Origin of the sequence: Ferrovibrio sp. (genome assembly GCF_002796975.1) — a bacterium.
Taxonomy (GTDB): domain Bacteria; phylum Pseudomonadota; class Alphaproteobacteria; order Ferrovibrionales; family Ferrovibrionaceae; genus Ferrovibrio.
This window is the reverse complement of record NZ_PEKV01000009.1, coordinates 216,600-233,605: the sequence shown is the minus strand read 5'-3', so window position 1 is coordinate 233,605 and position 17,006 is coordinate 216,600. Positions and strand designations below refer to the sequence as shown.

At 63.6% G+C, this 17,006-nt stretch carries 13 protein-coding genes, 1 tRNA gene and 1 pseudogene (1 of these 15 only partly in view); 3 read left to right on the top strand and 12 right to left on the bottom strand.

Features of this window, described 5'->3' with window-relative positions; all coding sequences use genetic code 11:
- Positions 1-20: 20 nt before the first annotated feature.
- From lon to clpP, 3 genes are all read right to left on the bottom strand, one after another.
- On the bottom strand, positions 21-2,435 hold the full coding sequence (gene lon / locus CTR53_RS11750) for an endopeptidase La (protein WP_290813241.1): 2,415 nt from the start codon (positions 2,433-2,435) through the stop codon (positions 21-23).
- 412 nt (positions 2,436-2,847) lie between these two features.
- Positions 2,848-4,110 carry an ATP-dependent Clp protease ATP-binding subunit ClpX gene (clpX, locus tag CTR53_RS11745; protein WP_290813240.1) on the bottom strand — a complete coding sequence of 421 codons (1,263 nt, stop codon included), beginning with the start codon at positions 4,108-4,110 and terminating at the stop codon, positions 2,848-2,850.
- A gap of 258 nt (positions 4,111-4,368) precedes the next feature.
- Positions 4,369-4,995, bottom strand: coding sequence for an ATP-dependent Clp endopeptidase proteolytic subunit ClpP (gene clpP, locus CTR53_RS11740; RefSeq protein WP_290813238.1), 627 nt, complete (start codon positions 4,993-4,995; stop codon positions 4,369-4,371).
- 129 nt (positions 4,996-5,124) lie between these two features.
- Between clpP and CTR53_RS11735 the strand changes: the two genes are divergently transcribed.
- Positions 5,125-5,676: a putative glycolipid-binding domain-containing protein gene (locus CTR53_RS11735; protein WP_290813236.1), complete on the top strand. Its 552-nt coding sequence runs from the start codon at positions 5,125-5,127 to the stop codon at positions 5,674-5,676.
- A 55-nt stretch (positions 5,677-5,731) separates the two neighbouring features.
- Here the strand turns inward: CTR53_RS11735 and CTR53_RS11730 are convergent, their stop codons facing one another.
- The 4 genes and pseudogenes from CTR53_RS11730 to CTR53_RS11715 all read right to left on the bottom strand — a co-directional run bounded on the left by CTR53_RS11730 (position 5,732) and on the right by CTR53_RS11715 (position 7,898).
- Positions 5,732-5,998, bottom strand: coding sequence for a hypothetical protein (locus CTR53_RS11730; protein WP_290813317.1), 267 nt, complete (start codon positions 5,996-5,998; stop codon positions 5,732-5,734).
- 112 nt (positions 5,999-6,110) lie between these two features.
- Positions 6,111-6,938, bottom strand: a pseudogene (tig, locus tag CTR53_RS11725) (trigger factor); the annotation flags it as partial.
- Positions 6,939-7,007: 69 nt separating this feature from the next.
- Positions 7,008-7,092: transfer RNA gene (locus tag CTR53_RS11720), tRNA-Leu, on the bottom strand.
- A gap of 101 nt (positions 7,093-7,193) precedes the next feature.
- Complete coding sequence (locus CTR53_RS11715; RefSeq protein ID WP_290813233.1) at positions 7,194-7,898, bottom strand: hypothetical protein; 705 nt, start codon at positions 7,896-7,898, stop codon at positions 7,194-7,196.
- A gap of 465 nt (positions 7,899-8,363) precedes the next feature.
- Here CTR53_RS11715 and CTR53_RS11710 point away from each other — a divergent pair, with 465 nt between their 5' ends.
- Entirely contained in the window at positions 8,364-10,052 is a 1,689-nt protein-coding gene (locus CTR53_RS11710; protein ID WP_290813230.1) for a SulP family inorganic anion transporter, read from the top strand.
- Here the strand turns inward: CTR53_RS11710 and CTR53_RS11705 are convergent.
- Genes CTR53_RS11705 through CTR53_RS11690 form a run of 4 tightly spaced genes read right to left on the bottom strand, consistent with a single transcriptional unit; the run spans position 10,012 to position 15,033 of the window.
- Entirely contained in the window at positions 10,012-11,484 is a 1,473-nt protein-coding gene (locus tag CTR53_RS11705) for an NAD(P)H-hydrate dehydratase (protein ID WP_367158969.1), read from the bottom strand. The two genes, CTR53_RS11710 and CTR53_RS11705, sit on opposite strands and share 41 nt — an antisense overlap.
- A complete protein-coding gene (locus CTR53_RS11700) occupies positions 11,481-12,881 on the bottom strand; it encodes an amidase (protein WP_290813227.1) in 1,401 nt (466 codons plus the stop codon). The genes CTR53_RS11705 and CTR53_RS11700 overlap by 4 nt, the downstream gene beginning before the upstream one ends.
- 10 nt (positions 12,882-12,891) lie before the next feature.
- On the bottom strand, positions 12,892-14,262 hold the full coding sequence (locus CTR53_RS11695; protein ID WP_290813224.1) for a cytochrome P450: 1,371 nt from the start codon (positions 14,260-14,262) through the stop codon (positions 12,892-12,894).
- 6 nt (positions 14,263-14,268) lie between these two features.
- Entirely contained in the window at positions 14,269-15,033 is a 765-nt protein-coding gene (locus CTR53_RS11690) for an SDR family oxidoreductase (RefSeq protein ID WP_290813221.1), read from the bottom strand.
- A 108-nt stretch (positions 15,034-15,141) separates the two neighbouring features.
- Between CTR53_RS11690 and CTR53_RS11685 the strand changes: the two genes are divergently transcribed.
- On the top strand, positions 15,142-16,197 hold the full coding sequence (locus CTR53_RS11685) for an alcohol dehydrogenase (protein ID WP_290813218.1): 1,056 nt from the start codon (positions 15,142-15,144) through the stop codon (positions 16,195-16,197).
- Here CTR53_RS11685 and CTR53_RS11680 read toward each other — a convergent pair.
- On the bottom strand, positions 16,194-17,006 hold the 3' portion of the coding sequence (locus CTR53_RS11680; protein WP_290813215.1) for an FIST C-terminal domain-containing protein. The gene runs 12 nt beyond the window's last position; 813 of the gene's 825 nt are visible here — the last part of the coding sequence; its start codon lies off the right edge, out of view; its stop codon occupies positions 16,194-16,196. The two genes, CTR53_RS11685 and CTR53_RS11680, sit on opposite strands and share 4 nt — an antisense overlap.

The window sequence follows — 17,006 nt, the reverse complement described above, 5'->3', positions numbered from 1 at the left end:
CCGGACTGCTCTGATCACGGTCAGTGTTTGACCACACCCTCGCGGTCGCCTTCCTTTTCAGGCTCGACCACGGCGGGCTTGCTGAGATCGTCAACGTCGCTCCACTCAATTGGTTTCAATTCCGCGACCAGGGCGTGTTTCAGCACCTCCTCGCAGGTAGAAACCGGGACGATTTCGAGCCCCTTTTTCACATTGTCGGGGATCTCGACCAGGTCCTTCTCATTATCCTTCGGGATCAGCACCTTCTTGATGCCGCCCCGGTGGGCGGCCAGCAGCTTCTCCTTCAGGCCGCCGATCGGCAGCACGCGACCGCGCAGGGTCACTTCCCCGGTCATCGCGACGTCCTTGCGGACAGGAATGCCGGTCAGCACCGAGACGATGGAGGTCACCATGGCGATACCGGCCGAGGGACCGTCCTTAGGGGTGGCGCCCTCCGGGACGTGGACGTGGATGTCGCGCTTGTCGAAGACCGGCGGCTTCACACCAAAGGCCACGGCACGGGCACGGACATAGGACCGGGCAGCCTGCACCGACTCCTGCATCACCTCGCCCAGCTTGCCCGTGATCGTCATGCGTCCCTTGCCGGGCAGCATCACGGATTCGATGGTCAGCAGTTCGCCGCCCACCTCGGTCCAGGCCAGGCCGGTGACGGTGCCGACCAGATCTTCCAGTTCGGCCTCGCCGTAGCTATGCCGCCGCACGCCGGCATACTTGTCGAGGTTCTTCGACGTCACCTTGATCGACTTCACGCCCTTCGACAGGATTTCCTTCACCGCCTTGCGGGTCAGGTTGGCCAGCTCGCGCTCCATCGAACGCACGCCGGCTTCGCGGGTGTAATAGCGGACCAGGTCGCGCAGCGCATCGTCGGTGATTGACCACTCGCCCTTCTTCAGGCCAGCGGCTTCGATCTGCTTGTCGATCAGGTGGCGCTTGCAGATTTCAATCTTCTCATCCTCGGTGTAACCGGGGATGCGGATGATCTCCATGCGGTCCAGCAGCGGCTGCGGCATGCGCAGGCTGTTGGCAGTGCAGATGAACATCACGTCCGAAAGATCGTAATCGACCTCCAGGTAATGATCGCTGAAGGTGCTGTTCTGCTCGGGGTCGAGCACTTCCAGCAGCGCCGAAGACGGATCGCCGCGGAAGTCCTGACCCATCTTGTCGATTTCGTCGAACAGGAAGAGCGGATTATTGGCCTTCGCCTTTTTCATCGACTGCACGACCTTGCCGGGCATCGAGCCGATGTAGGTGCGGCGATGGCCGCGGATTTCGGCTTCGTCCCGCACGCCGCCAAGCGACACGCGCACGAAGTTGCGGCCGGTCGATCTCGCGATCGACTTGCCGAGTGAGGTCTTGCCGACGCCGGGCGGGCCGACGAGGCACAGGATCGGGCCCTTCAGCTTGCCCGAGCGCTGCTGCACGGCGAGATACTCAAGGATGCGCTCCTTGACCTTCTCCAGACCGTAATGGTCATCGTTCAGCACCTTCTCGGCGTTCTTGATGTCTTTCTTGATCTTGCTGCGCTTGCCCCACGGGATCGACAGCATCCAGTCGAGGTAGTTTCGGATGACGGTCGCTTCGGCCGACATCGGGCTCATCGAGCGCAGCTTCTTCACCTCGGCCATCGCCTTTTCACGGGCTTCCTTGCTGAGGCGCGTCTTCTTGATGCGCAACTCGATCTCGGCCACTTCGTCGCGGCCGTCCTCACCTTCGCCCAGCTCCTTCTGGATCGCCTTGAGCTGTTCGTTGAGGTAATACTCGCGCTGGGTCTTCTCCATCTGGCGCTTCACACGCGAGCGGATCTTCTTCTCGACCTGCAGCACGCCGATCTCGCCTTCCATCATGGCGTAAACGCGCTCAAGACGTTCCACCACGCTGGCGATCTCCAGCAGTTCCTGCTTGTCGCTGATCTTGATCGTGAGATGCGAAGCGACCGTGTCGGCCAGCTTCGAGGCATCGTCGATCTGGTTGAGCGACACCAGCACTTCGGGCGGGATCTTCCGGTTCAGCTTCACATACTGTTCGAACTGGTTGATCACCGAACGCGACAGCGCCTCGGTCTCACGGCCCTCGCCGGAGTCATCTGAAATGACCTCGGCCTGAACCTGGAAGAATTCGGCGTTCTCGTTGAACTTGACGATCTTCGCGCGCTGGCTGCCCTCGACCAGCACCTTCACGGTGCCGTCCGGCAGGCGCAGCAGTTGCAGCACCGACGCAATCGTGCCGACGCTGTGGATGTCTTCCGGGTTCGGATTGTCCTGACCGGCATTCTTCTGGGCGACCAGCAGGATCTGCTTATCGTCCTTCATGACATCCTCGAGCGCCCGCACCGACTTCTCGCGACCGACAAAGAGCGGCACGATCATGTGCGGGAATACGACGATGTCCCGCAGCGGCAGGACCGGGAAAACTTGGGCGCGGGGTGATGTGAACATGCGTGGCTTCATCCTGGAGGGCGGCAAGACCAAGTCGGGTCCGCGGAGGCGTCCTTTTGTGCCGCCTGACTGCGATTAACATGGGAATTCCAACAAGGTCCGTCAAGGCACGGGCGGTTTTTCCACACCCCGGCGGGAACATCGTGACGACGGTCACCGAGTCGTTCACAGGCTACGCTGCCGGCCTCACGCAAGGCGTACCGGAAGTGGCACTGTTTGACGTTTGCGGCAGACATGCACCGGCATTCGAGACCGCACTCAGCGAAGCCATGCCGTTGGGTTAACCGGGCAACAGTGCAGGCGTCCTGCCCTACGGTACGGACTTAACGAAGCTTTTCCGCCGCTCGAAGATTTCGGGCCGCCCCTTTGGAGTGCGGCCCGTAAAAAATTTCACAAACCCGTGCGCCCGCGATCAGGCGCTGACGTCTTCCTGCTTGCGATCTGCGTAGATCAGCAGCGGCTTGGCGCGCCCCTCGACCACGTCGGGCGAGATCACCACTTCCTCGACGCCGTTCATGTTGGGCAGATCGAACATCGGATCGAGCAGGATGGCTTCCAGGATCGAACGCAGGCCGCGCGCGCCGGTCTTGCGCGCGATCGCCTTGCGGGCGACGCCAGCCACCGCCTCGTCCGAGAAGGTCAGCTTGACGTCTTCCATCTCGAACAGGCGCTGATACTGCTTGATCAGTGCATTCTTCGGCTTGGTCAGAATGTCGACCAGAGCGGCTTCATCCAGGTCGTTCAGCGTGGCGATCACTGGCAGGCGGCCGATGAATTCCGGGATCAGGCCGAATTTCAGCAGATCGTCCGGTTCGACTTCCGACAGGATTTCACCCGCGCGGCGCTCATCGGGACCACGCACTTCGGCGCCGAAGCCCATCGAGGTGCCTTTGCCGCGACCGGCAATGATCTTCTCCAGGCCGGCAAAGGCGCCGCCGCAGATGAACAGGATGTTGGTGGTGTCCACCTGCAGGAATTCCTGCTGGGGATGCTTGCGACCGCCCTGCGGCGGAACGCTGGCAACAGTGCCTTCCATGATCTTCAGCAGCGCCTGCTGCACGCCTTCGCCCGACACATCGCGGGTGATCGACGGATTGTCGGACTTACGGCTGATCTTGTCGACTTCGTCGATATAGACGATGCCGCGCTGCGCACGCTCGACATTGTAGTCGGCCGACTGCAGCAGCTTGAGAATGATGTTCTCGACGTCCTCGCCCACGTAACCGGCTTCGGTCAGCGTGGTGGCATCGGCCATCGTGAAAGGCACTTCCAGGATGCGGGCCAGCGTCTGCGCCAGCAGCGTCTTGCCGCAACCGGTCGGGCCGACCAACAGGATGTTCGACTTGGCGAGTTCGACTTCGTTGTTCTTGCCGCCCTGGCCGATGCGCTTGTAGTGGTTGTGCACCGCTACCGACAGAACCTTCTTGGCGTGGCTCTGACCGATTACATAATCGTCCAGGACGCGGCTGATCTCCTGCGGGGTCGGCACGCCATCCCGGGTCTTCACCAGGGCCGACTTATGCTCCTCGCGGATGATATCCATGCAGAGCTCAACGCACTCGTCGCAGATGAACACCGTCGGACCGGCGATCAGCTTGCGCACCTCGTGCTGGCTCTTACCGCAGAACGAGCAGTACAGCGTATTTTTGGAATCACTGCCGCTCAATTTGGTCATACCTGCTCCACTGAGCGGGCCGGCGCCGGGCGACGCGGGGCCCTAATCCATCGAATCGTCATCATAAGGAAGCCTGACGCCCGGCACAACGGAGATGCCCCACCGACCCGACCCTAAGGTCCGGGAATCTGGTCACATAACCATGATTTAACGCTTAAGGGCGGTCTGGCAAGACGATCGGCCGGCAACCCGGTGAGGGGGTAAAACGTCTCCCCCAGGCCGGCGTTCCGGCTTATTTCGCCGAGGCGGCGGGCGGCCTTATTTCTTAGCCGGTTCCGGGCGGCGCTCGACCACCTCGTCGACCAGGCCGAATTCCCTGGCTTCGGTCGGGGTCAGGAACCGGTCACGCTCCATGGCGGCCTCGATCTTGTCCATGCTCTGGCCGGTATGCTTGGCATAGAGACCGTTCAGGCGGGCGCGCATATCGAGGATTTCCTTGGCATGGATCTCGATATCGGCGGCCTGGCCCTGGAAGCCGCCGGACGGCTGGTGGACCATGATTCGCGCATTGGGCAGTACGAAGCGCTTGCCCTTCTCGCCAGCGGCGAGCAGCAGCGAGCCCATCGAAGCTGCCTGGCCGATGCACAGCGTGGCGATCTTGGGGCGGACATACTGCATGGTGTCGTAGATCGCCATGCCCGCCGTCACCAGCCCGCCTGGGCTGTTGATATAGAGCGAGATTTCCTTGTCCGGATTCTCGGCTTCCAGGAACAGCAATTGCGCGGTCACCACGGAGGCGACCACGTCATTGACCGGGCCGACCATGAAGATGATCCGCTCCTTCAGCAGCCGGGAATAGATGTCATACGAGCGCTCGCCCCGATTGGTCTGCTCGACCACCATCGGCACCAGCATGTTCATGTATGTGTCGACCATCTTTTCCATGGGGGTACCCTGAAATACGAGGAATGTTGCTGCCGTAATGTGGCGCAGACCTGTGCTTCCTTCAATGGGTGGGGGGCTGGAACCTGCGTCGGCACCGCCGGTTCCGATCGCATCTGATCGGAGGAAGCCATGCCCGAACTCGCCTTCTGGGAATGCCTGTACACCGCCGGCCATGACTCGGCTGTCCTGGAGCGCAATGGCGCCGACGGTGGCTGGCTGCTGCACGGCACGACGGTTTTCCGTCACGACGATGGCCCCGCACGGGTCAGCTACGGCGTGGAGATCGGCGCCGACTGGCAGAGCCGCCGCGGCCGCGTACAGGGCTGGCTGGCCGGGCAGCCATTCGACCATGTGATCGAGCGCCGCGAGGATGGCTGGCATCTGGACGGACACAACCACGGCCTCGCCCATCTGGTCGATCTCGATTTCGGCTTCACGCCGGCGACCAACCTGCAGCAGCTGCGCCGGGTAAGTCTGCAGCCGGGCCAGACGGCCGATATTCCGGTCGTGTGGTTCGACCTGAAGCAGACCAGCCTGATCGAACTGCCGCAGCATTACGCCTGCCTGGACGGCGAGGCCTACCGCTACGCCTCGCCGCAGGGGCCTTACGAAGCCGTGCTGGAGATCGCCCCCAACGGCTTTGCCAGGCTGTATCCGGAACTGTGGCGCATGGTGGAATGAAAAACGCCGGGGCGTGAACCCCGGCGTTGATTTCAGTCCGCAGAGAGCGAGGTGATTACGAAACCGCTTCGACTTCCTTCTGCAGCTCTTCCTTGGTCACGGTCTTGTCGGTGACGCTGGCCATCTCGACGATGAAGTCGACCACCTTGTCCTCGAAGATCGGCGCGCGCAGGCTTTGGGCTGCTTCCGGGTTCTTCTGGAAGTATTCCATCACCTGACGCTCCTGGCCGGGGAAGCGGCGGGCCTGCTCGACCATGGCGCGGGTGATTTCTTCCGACTTCACTTCGATATTGTTGATGCGGCCGACTTCCGACAGCAGCAGGCCAAGCCGGATGCGACGCTCGGCGATCTTCTTGTACTCGGCCTTNNAAGCTGTGCTGGTCCGACAGCTGGTCGAGCAGGCTGCGCTTCATCTTCATGCGCGAGAGGTTCTTATATTCCGAACCAAGGTCGCGCTTGATGTTGTCCTTCAGCTCCTGCAGCGACTGCAGGCCGAAGCGCTTGGCGAATTCGTCGTCGATGGTGACGGCGCCGGCGGCGCGCACTTCCTTCATCGTGCAGTCGAAATCGGCCGGCTTGCCTGCCAGGTCGCTGTTGCCATAGGCCTCCGGGAAGGTGACCTTGACGATCTTCTGCTCGCCGACCTTCATGCCAACCAGCTGATCCTCGAAACCGGGAATGAAGCTGTTGGAGCCCAGCACCAGCGGATAGTCGGTGGCGGTGCCGCCATCGAACTTCACGCCGTCGACGCTGCCCGAGAAGTCGATCACGACCTGGTCGCCCTTTTCGGACACCTTGTCGGCCTTCTCGTAGGTCTTCTGCTGATCCGACAGGCGGGTCATGAATTCGTCGACCTCGGTGTCGTTCGGCTCAACGACCAGACGCTCCAGCTTGATCTGCTTGAAGTCGCCCGGGATGATTTCGGGCAGCACTTCGACCGCGATGGTGCATTCGAAATCCTTGCCCTCTTCGAAGGTCTGGATGTCGACCTTGGGCTGCATGGCGGGACGCAGCTTGTTGTCTTCCAGGGTCTTCTGCAGGGCCGAGTTCACCGACTCTTCCATCGCCTCGCCGAGCAGCGCGCGACCATACTGCTTCTTGACCAGCGCGGCCGGCGCCTTGCCCGGGCGGAAGCCCGGCATGTTCACCTGGCCGCGGACGGCTTCGAGCTTCTCGTTGACGGTGCTTTCCAGCGCGGCGGCGTTGATGACGACCTTGTATTCGCGCTTCAGGCCCGAGGCGCTGATTTCCGTGATCTGCATGACCGAATTACCTGTCTCTGTCCTTAGAATTCCGATGTCGCCGCCCTGTAAGTCAGCCTCGGGAGAAGCTGGTGCGGGCGGAGGGACTTGAACCCACACGCCTTGCGGCACAGGAACCTAAATCCTGCGTGTCTACCAGTTCCACCACGCCCGCTTGCCCGCACCGGGGCCGGCGCGAAGGCCGCAGTCTATAGCACGGGCAAAACGGCGGCGCGAGGCTTTTGGCCGGTTTTCCGGCCCACCCCAGCTTGACCGTTAAGTGCCCGTCCTGGCGGGCTTTTTCCCCTTACTCTGGTCGCAGTGCAGCATCTGCTGGCGCTCGTCCAGCCACTCCTTGCTGTAGGAGCAATCCTTGAAGTCGTCATAGAACGGCCCGCCGATCGTGTAATGCACGATGGCGACGTCCTTTTCATGGGGGTCGTAGTCGGCCAGGTGGTTCCAGCGATGCGGGATTTCACCGATCAGCCCATCGTTTCCCAGCCATTTGAACTGGTGCAGTTCCAGCCCGGTGGCGGAATTGACGTAATCCGGGGTCAGCGCGGTGCATTTCGCGCAGTTGAACAGCATGACGCTGGACCAGTTTTTCTTCTCGTATCTGGTCTGCGCCTTGCCCAGGAATTTCACATCTTCCTTCGGGATATGATTGTGCTTGACCACCTGGACGGCATAGCGCTCGTCGCGCAGCGCCCACAGCTTCGCGATGTCGTCCAGAACGAGCATGTCGTCGTCCATGAAGATTGCCCAGCCGTCGAAACCGGCCAGATACGGCGTCAGGAAGCGCGAGAAGGAAAAGTCGGTCGACTGCAGCTCGTGATGCGGGCGGGTGTAGATGCCGGCCAGTTGGTTGAGCACCAGATGCGTGATTGCCACCGGCTGCGAGGCGCGGCGGTTGATGCTGAGGGCGGCCACGCTGGAGGCCACCGGGGCCGAGCGGCTGTAGCCGATGAAGACGCGGATCATCCGAAACTCCTGGCCCCGGCAGCAAGACGGGAGACAAAACGGGGCAGATTGTCCTTACACCGGCAAACTCTACTGAAGGTTAACGGGGCGGGCCGATCCAGATCAGGCCGTGCGACCGGAATACAATCGATTCAAAGGCCAGATCGTGGCGCCGAATGGCTTTAACTAGTCTAATCAGCAGCTTATCCGACCCTGAAGCAGGCTTGGGGTGGCTTATCGGGACCCTATATCCAGTGCTTGTTCCGGCTTATTGCATGCTTATACGAGTCTTATTTTTGCTTATTCCGTGAAACCTGCCGTGAAACACAAATCGTATAAAGAACAATACAGCAACATGCGATGAGAGTCAGGGTTAATGCAAATCCTTCGCAATACATAACCGGACGCATTTTTCCATAGCCAAAGCCGGGTTGCGGTATTATAATACCCCATCTCCCCTTCCCTCCCCCAGGGGCAGCCGTAACAATGTTCGTACCCAAATTGCTGACCTGTCTGCGCGAAGGCTACGGCCTCGGCAGCCTGCGTCGCGATACGCTGGCCGGGCTCACCGTCGCCATCGTTGCGCTGCCGCTTGCCATGGCCATCGCGATCGCCTCGGGCGCCACGCCCGACAAAGGCCTCTTCACAGCCATCGTCGCCGGTTTCCTGATCTCCGCACTGGGCGGCAGCCGGCACCAGATCGGTGGGCCGACCGCCGCCTTCGTTATCGTTGTCTATGGCGTGATCGAGAAACACGGCTTTGACGGGCTGGTGATCTCGACACTGATGGCTGGCGCCATCCTGGTGCTGCTCGGCGCATTCAAGCTTGGCACCCTGATCAAATACATCCCCTATCCGGTGGTGACCGGCTTCACCGCCGGCATCGCCATCACCATCTTTTCGACCCAGATCAAGGATTTCTTCGGCCTGCGGATGGAGCATGTGCCGGCCGATTTCATCGCCAAATGGGGCGACTATGCCAAAGCCGCACCGAGCTTCAGCGCCGCCAGCACGGCGATCGCACTGGCCACGGTGGCGGTGATCGTCGCGCTGCGGCGCTGGAAGCCGGCCTGGCCCGGCATGCTGATCGCGGTGGTACTGACCACGCTGGCGGTGCATCTGCTCAAGCTGCCGATCGACACGATCGAAAGCCGCTTCGGCGCCATTCCCAACACGCTGCCTTTCCCCGAACTGCCCAAAGGCATCACGCTGCACCGGCTGTACGAATTGCTGCCGAGCGCCGTCACCATCGCACTGCTGGCTGGCATCGAAAGCCTGCTCAGCTGTGTGATCGCCGACGGTATGACCGGCCGCCGCCACCGTTCGAATATCGAACTGGTCGGCCAGGGCGTGGCCAATGTCGTCTCGGCACTGTTCGGCGGCCTGCCGGCGACCGGCGCACTGGCGCGCACCGCCACCAATATCAAGGCCGGCGCGCTGACCCCTGTCTCGGGCATGCTGCATGCCGTTTTCCTGCTCGTCTTCATGTGGCTGCTGGCGCCGCTGGCGGGCATGGTGCCACTGGCCGCGCTGGCCGGCATCCTGGCCGTGGTGGCCTGGAATATGAGTGAGGCCGAACGGCTGAAGCATTTCCTGCATGCCCCCCGCGGTGACCAGCTGGTGCTGGCAACGACCCTGATCCTGACCGTTCTGGTCGATATCACCGTGGCGCTGGAAGTGGGTATCGTGCTGGCCGCGCTGGTCTTCATCCGCCGTCTGGTGCAGACCACCGAGGTGAGCGCAATCGCCGGCCGCGACCTGGCGGAACGCGCCGAAACCGAGGCGGGGGCGACTGCGCTGGCGGCCATCGACATCCCGAAAGGCGTCGAGGTCTTCGAGATCAGCGGACCGTTCTTCTTCGGCGTCGCCGCCATGCTGGCCGATATCCTCGACCGTATCGAAAAACCGCCACGGGTCTTCATCCTGCGCATGGGCAATGTGCCGCTGATCGATGCCAGCGGCATCGACGCGCTCGACAGTTTCATCGCGAAGAACCGGGCGCGCGGCACAGCGGTCTTTCTCACCCGCGTACAGCCGCAGCCCCTGCAGGTGCTGCGCGAAATGGGACTGCTGAACCGGCTGGGGCCCGATGCGCTGCAGCCGAACCTGACCGCCGCGCTGGCAAAGGCGCAGCCTATCCTGGCTGCATCCGAAGCCGCGCCAGCGGCATCCTGACCAGCAGCGGCAGGTCGTCGGCGATCAGTCCCGCCCCTCCTTCTCTGGCCGCCTCGCCATGCAGCCAGGTGGCTGCACAGGCGGCTTCGAAGGCCGGCATGCCCTGCGCGAGCAGCCCGGTGACGAAACCTGCCAGCACATCGCCGGCACCGGCAGTGGCCAGATCGGGCGGCGCATTGGCGTTGATCGCCGCGCGGCCGTCCGGCGATGCAATGACGGTATCGGCACCCTTCAGCAGGATCACCGCATTGCTCATCTTCGCTGCCGCCCGCGTGCGCGCCAGTTTCGGCAGCATGCCGAGATCGGGGAACAGCCGGGCGAATTCGCCGTCATGCGGCGTCAGCACCACCGGGCCTTTGATGGCGGCGAACAGCGCTCTGGGATTCTCGGCGAATGCGGTGAGCGCATCGGCATCCAGCACGGTCGGCCGCTTGGTCGCCAGCGCATCCAGCACCATCTGGCGGGTTGCTGCGCCCGCGCCGTTGCCGGGACCGAGCAGCAGCGCATTGCGGCGCGCGTCCTTCAGCGCGGCGCGCCAGTCAGGAATACCATCGCAGCGCTGGCGCATCAGCGCGTCGGGTCCGCCGGGCAGCGCCATCGCTTCCTGCGGCAGCGCCAGCGTCGCCAGTCCCGCGCCGATGCGCAGCGCCGCATGACCGGCAAGCAAAGCCGCGCCCGGCTTGTCGCCGCCGCGCAGCAACACATGGCCGCGCTGGTATTTATGGCCATCAATACGAAGACGCGGCAGTTCGGCCTTCCACAAGGCCGGATCGTTGCGCCATTGCAGCGGGCGGATTTCCGCCACCACCGCATCGGGAATGCCGATCTCGGCCACGTGAAGCTCGCCGCAGAGCAGCCGGCCCGGCAGCAGCAGATGACCCGGCTTGGGCCGGAAGAAGGTAACCGTACGCGTGGCACGGATCGCCGCCGCCCCGCGTGGCTGGCCATCGTCGCCATGCAGGCCGCTGGGCAGATCGACCGCGATAACAGCCGCACCGGACTCGTTGACCGCATCGACCAGCGCCAGCGCTGCGCCATCGAGGTCGCGGCTCAGGCCCGCGCCAAAGAGCGCATCGACGATCACATCGGCCTGCATCACCAGCAAAGGCGTGGCAGCGCGTACCGCGCCGCTCCAGCGTTGCGCCATCACCGCGGCGTCGCCCTTCACGGCATCGCGCGCGCCGAACAGCGCCAGCGTGACATCCCGCCCTGCCACCTTCAGCAGCCGCGCCGCCACAAAACCGTCGCCGCCGTTGTTGCCCGGACCGCAGAGCACCAGCACGGCGCCTTTCGGATGATGCCGCTGCACCATGCGCGCGACAGCAGCACCAGCGGCTTCCATCAGGTCGAGGCTCGGCACACCGCGCGCGATGGCGGCGCGATCGGCACCCGCCATTTCGCCAACAGTGAGGAGCGCGGCGGCCTGCGTCACAGTTTCGGTCTCGCCTTGTGCCAGTCGGTGGCAGCCTCGTAGGCGGCGCCGGCACGCAGCACCAGCGCATCGCCATGCATCGGGCCGACCAGCTGCAATGAAATCGGCAGGCCGGATTTCGAGAAACCGCAGGGGATCGACAGGCCCGGCTGCTGCGTCAGATTGAAGGGATAGGTGAAGGGCGTCCACTCGGTCCAGTAGGCATCGCCCATATTCTCCGGCGCAAGGCGACCGGCGGTAAACGGCAGCACGGCGAGGCTGGGCGTCAGCAGCAGGTCATACTTTTCGTGGAACTGCCGCATTTGCACGCCGAGTTTGCCGCGCGCATTCACTGCCTCCATATACTGTCGCGTGGTGATCGCCGCGCCGCGCTCGAAGGTGCGCTGCAGGCCCGGGTCGATCTGGGCGAATTTCTCCTTCGGCAACGCCATCAGCGCATTGAAGGCCCCCATGAACCAGTGGGTATGGAACATCTCGATGGGATCGGCAAAACCGGGATCGACCTGCTCGACCGTCGCGCCCAAAGCCGCAAACTGTTTTGCTGACACATCCACTGCGGCCAGAATTTCCGGGTCGACTTTGGCAAACCCCAGTGTCGGGCTGTAAGCGATCTTCAGCCCCTTCACGCCGTCATTCAGGTTCGCGGTGTAGTCGCGGTCATCATAGGGCAGCGCGAACCAGTCGCGCGCATCGGGCTTCGCCATCTCGTTCAGCATCAGCGCCGCGTCGCGGACTGTTTTCGTCATCGGACCAAGATGCGCCACCGTGCCGAAGGGGCTCAACGGCGCCGCCGGCACGCGGCCGAAACTGGGCTTCAACCCGGCAATGCCGGTGAAGCCGGCCGGAATGCGGATCGAGCCGCCGCCATCGGTACCAACCGCAAGCTGGCCCAGTCCGGCTGCCACTTGCGCTGAAGCGCCACCCGAGGAGCCGCCCGGCGTGAGATCGGTGTTCCAGGGATTGCGCGTGATGCCGGTCAGCGGCGAATCCGTCACGCCCTTCCAGCCGAATTCCGGCGTGGTGGTCTTGCCAAGAATGACGCAACCGGCCTCGCGCAGCCGCGCTGTCACCGGCGCATCCTCGTTCCAGTCCTGCTTGGGATCGACGGTTTTCGAGCCGCGGAGCGTCGGCCAGCCTTTGGTCAGGATGATGTCCTTGATCGAGGCCGGTACGCCGTCGATGGGGCCGAGCGGCTTGCCGGCTTTCCAGCGCGCCTCGGAAGCCTTCGCGTCGCGCAAGGCCGACTCTTCATCCACGAGATTGTAGGCGTTCAGCTTCGGATTGATTGCGGCGATGCGCTTGAGCAGGGCCTGCGTCACCTCCACTGGCGAAAGTTTTCCGGCGCGATAGGCGGCGACCAGATCGGCAGCCGACATATAGCAAAGGTCTTCGCTCATTCCGTTTTCCTCAACGCGGCTGGATGGTCATCGGCAGGCCCGGCGAAGGCCGCAGCGTGATTTTTGCCACCGGTGCAACTTTCGTCCCGGGCACGAGACGCGCACGCAGCTTTTGCGCCAGCGTGGCGAGAATCAGCACCGCCTCGATCATGGCAAAGCCCTGGCCGATGCAGATCCGCGGCCCGGCGCCAAAGGGCAGATAAGTATAGCGCCGGCGCTGCGCGGTCCTTTCCGGTGCGAAATTCTCCGGGTCGAAGACATCCGGATTCCGCCAGTAGAGCCGATGCCGCTGCATGATATACGGCGAGACGATCACCATCGTGCCGGGCGGAATGGCGATTTCACCGAAGCGATCCTCGGCAATCGCCTGCCGCGCCGTAGTATGCGCTGGCGGATAGAGCCGCATCGCCTCTTCCAGCACCATGCGCGTATAGGTCAGCCTCTCGTAATCGGCATAGGTGGCGGCGCGGCCACCGAGCAGGCCGTCGAGTTCGGCATGCAGCTTAGCCTCGACGTCCGACGCATGGCTGAGCAGATACCAGGTCCAGGCCAGCGCGGTGGCGGTGGTTTCGTGGCCGGCGAGGAAGAAGGTCGCCATCTGGTCGCGCACTTCGCGGTCGTCCAGTGCCGCTCCGGTCTCGTCATCGCGCGCCGCCAGCAGCAGCCCGAGCAGATCGTTACCGAGATCGTTACGCTCGCGGCGACGCTGGATCAGGCCGTTGATGATCGCATCCATTTCGGCCAGCGCGCGCTGGCCTTCGCCGGCGGCCGGGCGCGGCACCCAGCGCGGCAGGCCGATCAGGTCGGGGATATTCGGCCGCACCGTGGCCTGATAACGGTCCATCGCCGGACCCACGGCGGAAACATCGGCGCCATCGTCGGAGCCGAACATGGTGCGGGCAATGATATCCAATGTCAGCAGCATCATCTGCTCGGCCATATCGACCGTGCAGGTGGCCGGCAGCGCAGCCAGCTTGCCGGCCAGACGCTCGGAATACTCGGTCATGATCGCGGCAAAGCCGGCAAGCCGGCGCGGCTGGAAGATCGGCGCCATCATGCGGCGCTGGCGTTTCCAGTCGGCACCCTCGCTGGTCAGCAACCCCTTCCCCAGACCGGGCTCCAGCAGCCGCTTGCCGACCGGATCGCGCTCATAGTTGGCCGCGTTGTCGAGCATGACATGGCGGATCAGATTCGGGTGATTGGCCAGGATCATCGGCTTGAAGCCAAGCCGATAGATGATGATGTCGCGCTCGAAGGCATCCTGCGTATAGGTACCGATGGCATTCTCGCGCAACGTTTTCAGCAGTTGCAGCAGCGGCAGGCGGCGTTCGTGCCGCGCCGGGAAGGCCGGAATGAATCCGATGCTGCTGGCCGCTGTCATGCGCGTTTACATCGTGGTGGTCATGCCGCCGTCGACGGTAAGTAGATGGCCATTCACGTAAGACCCGGCCGGCGAGGCCAGGAACAGCGCGGCGCCGGCGAGTTCATCGGGCTTGCCCCAGCGGCGCAGCGGCGTGCGGTCGGTGACGTATTTCACGAAGTCCGCATTCTTCATCAGCTCGGCATTCAGCTCGGTCTCGAAATAGCCCGGCGCGATGGCGTTGCAGGTGACGCCCTTCACACCCAGTTCGGCGGCGAAGGCTTTGGTCATGCCAAGGATGCCATGCTTGGCCGCCGCATAGGCCGGAATGCCGGCGCGGCCCCAGACCGACATGACCGAGCCGATATTGATGATGCGGCCATAGCCGCGTTTCGCCATGCCAAGACCGGCCGCCTGCGACAGGGCAAAGGCAGCGGTGAGATCGACCTCCAGCACCTGGCGCCAGTCGTCCAGTTTGTAGTCGGTCAGCGGCTTGCGGATATTCATGCCGGCATTGTTGACCAGGATGTCGAGGCTGCCATGGGTCTTTTCGATGGCGGCAATTGCGGCAATGCCGGCTGGAATGTCGGCCACGTCAAAGGCGGCGATGTCGACCAGACCATGCTTGCGCACCACATCGGCAGCGGTCTGCAGCGTCTCGGCATGGCGGCCATTCAGGATCACCAGCGCGCCGGCCTCGGCGAACAGCTTGGCGAATTCCAGACCGAAGCCGCGCGAGGCACCGGTGATCAGCGCCACCCGGCCCGTTAGATCGAACATCTGCTTGAGCATTGGCCCTCCCGGCGATTCCCTGTTTCGCACGGGAGTTTACCGGTTTGAGGGCTGGACACCAGCCCGCCGCGCTTTTTACGATCCCCCATTCCAACAGGAGGAACGCCCATGCTGCGCTGCTATCAGGTGGCCGAATTCGGCAAGCCGCTGACCCTGAATCAGAAGCCGCTGCCGCAGCCCAAGGGTCGCGAGGTTCTGGTCCGCGTCGAGAAATGCGGCGTCTGCCACAGCGACCTGCATATCTGGGAAGGCTTCTTCGATCTGGGCGGCGGCAAGCGCGTGGTGGCAGCCAACGGCGGCGCCGCCCTGCCGCTGACGCCGGGCCATGAGATCACCGGCACGGTGGCGGCGGTCGGTCCCGATGCGACCACAGTCAGGGCCGGCCAGCGCAAACTGGTGTTTCCTTGGATCGGTTGCGGCACCTGCCCGCCCTGCCGCGACGGCAATGAGCATCTGTGCGGCGGCGCGCAGAAATCCATCGGCATCTTCATCGACGGCGGTTATGCCAGCCATGTGCTGGTGCCCGACGAGCAATATCTTCTCGACATTGGCAGCCTCGATCCGGCGCTGGCCGCGACCTATGCCTGTTCCGGCCTGACCGCCTATTCGGCGCTGAAGAAAATCGGCCCGCTCAAGCCCGACCATAACCTGCTGATCGTCGGCGCCGGCGGCGTCGGGCTGAATGGCGTCGCGCTGGCAAAGGCCATAACCGGCGTGGCACCCATTGTGGCCGATCTCGATCCGGCCAAGCGCGAGATGGCGCTGCAGCTTGGCGCAAAGGAAGCCATCGATCCGCGGGCCGACGGCGCGCTGAAATCATTGCTGAAAGCCACCGGCGGCGTGATGGCGGCCATCGACTTTGCCGGTTCAACCTCCAGCTTCGACTTCGCCTACGGCGCCTTGCGCAAGGCCGGCCATCTGGTCACCGTCGGCCTGCTCGGCGGCACGGCGACACTGCCAATCGGCCTGCATGTGATGAAAAGCGTGCGGGTCAGCGGCTCTTATGTCGGCAGCCTGATCGAACTGAAGGAACTGCTGGCGCTGGCGCAGACCACGAAACTGCCGCCGCTGCCGATCACTGCCGCACCGCTGGAGCAGGCCTATGAGTCTCTGGTGAAGCTGAAAGCCGGCGAAGTGGTGGGACGCATCGTGCTGGACGCCTAGAGGAACAGCGACAGCACGCCGGTATAGCCATAGAGCCGCGACTGCGCGATCTCGCCGCCGCAATACATGCCGACCAGCGGCAGGTCGGGGAACACCGCCTGGATGCGGGCGAGTTCGCTGGGCGACTGCACGAACTGGTCCTGGCAGCGCGCCATGCAGGAATACCACAGCGCGCCGCGCGGCATGCGGTCGCCGCAGCGGCGCTTCAGGTCGGCCAGCATGCGGTCCATGTCGCGGCCCGCGGAGTCGATGTCGCGGCGGCAGAAGAAGACCTGGTCGCCCTCTTCCACCATCGCGCCGATGGCGATGCCACCGGCCTGCGGATCGATGCCGATGATGTTGCGCACCAGGTAATCCGGGCGATCCGTGCCGCTGATCGGCAGGCCGACCATCAGGCCGCTGGAGAGCTTGCGCAGATCGGTGAGCGACTGCACGGCGAAACTGTCGCGCAGCACTTCGTAGGCCGGCTTGGTATCGAGTTCGAGGATCACATTGCCATCGGCCGCCGTGATCTCATGCACACCGCCGATCTGGCTGCAGCCTTGCGTCAGGCTGGTCATCACCGGCTGTGCTTCGCTGAACAGGATACCCGACATGCCGCCTTCGATGCTCTTGCCGGCCCATTGCGGACGCGGGCCACGCGCTGCCACCAGGCCGCCGACCAGATAGGCACCCGCCGCTTCGGCGAAATCCTCGATCAGTTCGGGCAAGGCCGGCACCTGCGGATCGGCATGCACCACGCCAAGCCAGCCCTGCGGGCGTTCCGTCGGCCGCGTGAATACCGTCGCACTGCCTTCGGGCACGGTGCC